The sequence below is a fragment of the Streptomyces sp. NPDC107517 genome (genome assembly GCF_055582645.1).
Map to the genome: position 1 here is coordinate 1 of NZ_JBVJPM010000093.1, position 2,047 is coordinate 2,047.

Here is a 2,047-nt window from a genome sequence, read left to right on the forward strand (position 1 = left end):
AAGACTGAGCGGGAGTGAGTCCTGTTGCCAGAGCCCATGCTCAGCCGAACGCCCCGAGCGGTCCTGGGCGTTCTGGTCCACCGCGTTCCTGCCGCGTTCAGCGCCATCGGATCGTGTCCGTGGTCCGGGTACGCGGGGGCGGTTTTCCTCGCTCTCTCGGGTGCCGGGTCGGGCCTGGGCGGTCCGATGCCCGCCGGCATCGCTCTGGTGCTGGCGGGGCGGTGCCTTCCGTCGCCTGATCCGGTGTCCGAGGGAGCGTCGTCCAATCGCCACGCCTGCCGCTTCATGGCGGGTGACGTTGTGGCGCGGGCTAGTGAGGGGCTTTTGCCAGTGCTCGGCCCCCCACTTGGAGGTGTAGGCGGGATCGACTGCGATCACGCCGATATCGGCTTCCGCGCACATGCTCACCAGGCGTGCGCGGAGTTTGCCGGTGGGGAAACCCGAGATGAGCTGCCGGAACCGCTTTCTGCGGCCGTGCTTCTCGCGGGTTTTGGAGTCGGTGAAGTCGAGGTCTTCGATGGCGATGGCCCCCGCGCCCGTGCACTTGACCCAGTGGAGGAGCCGGGTGAGGGCGTGGCGGAGTTGTGCATCGCGGTGGGTGGCGGTGCCGGTGAGGTCGTAGTCGAAGCGGCGGGGCGTGCCCGTCGGGTTGCCGTGCTCGTCGAGCAGCCATGCGGCGAAGTGGTCGGCGTTGGTGTCCACGCCGACGACGCCGTGGGCGCGAAGGGCGTCGAGCGGCACCACGGGGAGGTCTTTTCGCCTCCAGGAGGCGTCCAGGTACCAGCGGCCTGAGGACACATTGAGATGGATGCGGTAGGCCACGGCCCGGTTGCTGGTGATGCGGTCGCGCCACTCGGCGCCCCGGTGCGGGAACGACACCTTCGCAGCGAGGACGTACCGGCCGCTTGGGGCGCTCGCGTACTGGGCGAGCGGCACGGGCAGTTTGATGCTGATCTCACCGTCCGGTGTGACCCGGATCGTCTCATTCCCAAACCGCTTGCCGGACTCCCCGTCAGCGGTCAGGAACCAGCGCGCCGCTTCCCACTCCTGACGCCACTGCTCGGGCGTCTTGTGGGCGGTGGTGAGGTGGTGACGCTGATGGAGCAGCCGCCGGCCACCGCGGACCACCGAGACCCGGCCAGCTTCACGTTCAATCTTGGCCTGCTTGTATCGGTCTTCGAGGAGCGACAGCCGCCGGGTCTTGTGGAACCACTCGTTCTTGGAGCGGTAGCCACCGGGCTTGCCCTGGCTGCCCTTCTCGCCGACTGGCAGGGCCAGGCGGTGCCGGATCGTGCGGATACCAGCATCGAGGGATTGCAGGTGGGCGTGCTGGGCGCGGCGGGACAGGCCCCATTGGTCGTGCGTGTTCGAGGTCACCGCCCCGGCCCACCGGGAGGAGGACTGCGGCGTCAGGTCCCGCTTCCGCTCGGCCCACGTGTCGGTGGAGTGATCCAGACCGTCCCGGCAGCGGCGGGCCAGATCACGCGAGGCCAAGCGGCCCATGTGCTCGCCGATCAGCCGCAACACCTTCTCGTCCTCGGCCGTGAGGTCCTTGAGCCGGTCACGTATCGATACGCCAGACGGTCCGTCGGCCACGAACGGCCGGGCGATCTGCCGCAGCGGCTTACGGTTGTCCTCAGCCATGCTCGGCGGCCTCCAGCGCCTTGCGGGCACGGTTCTTCGCCGACCGGCGTCCGTACAGGCGGGCACAGAACGACGTCAGCACCTCTACCATGTCGCGCACCAGATCGTCCTCGACCTCACCGTCATCCAGCACGACCAGACGTCGACCCGTCGCGGACAGTGCGGCCTCGACCAGCTCGACGTTCATCCGACCGAGGCGGTCCTTGTGTTCCACCACCACCGCCTGCACGACAGGATCAGCAAGTAGCCGCTTGGCCTTGGAGCGGGCACCGTTCATGCCGGAGGCGATCTCGGACTCGACCCGCACCACGTGGTGACCTGCAGTGGCAGCCCACCGGGCCAGCCGGGCGACCTGACGCTCCAGATCGTCCTTCTGATCGTGTGAGGAGACGCGGGCATACAG

Annotated in this window: 2 protein-coding genes; both read right to left on the reverse strand. The window is 68.4% G+C overall.

From position 1 onward, the window contains the following. Window positions 1-1,644, reverse strand: a 1,644-nt coding sequence (locus ACZ67T_RS46245) for an IS200/IS605 family accessory protein TnpB-related protein (RefSeq protein WP_469993089.1), incomplete at its 3' end; no start/stop codon positions are given. Further along, window positions 1,637-2,047: IS607 family transposase (locus tag ACZ67T_RS46250; RefSeq protein ID WP_469993091.1), on the reverse strand; the 411-nt coding region annotated here is incomplete at its 5' end. The genes ACZ67T_RS46245 and ACZ67T_RS46250, both read right to left, overlap by 8 nt.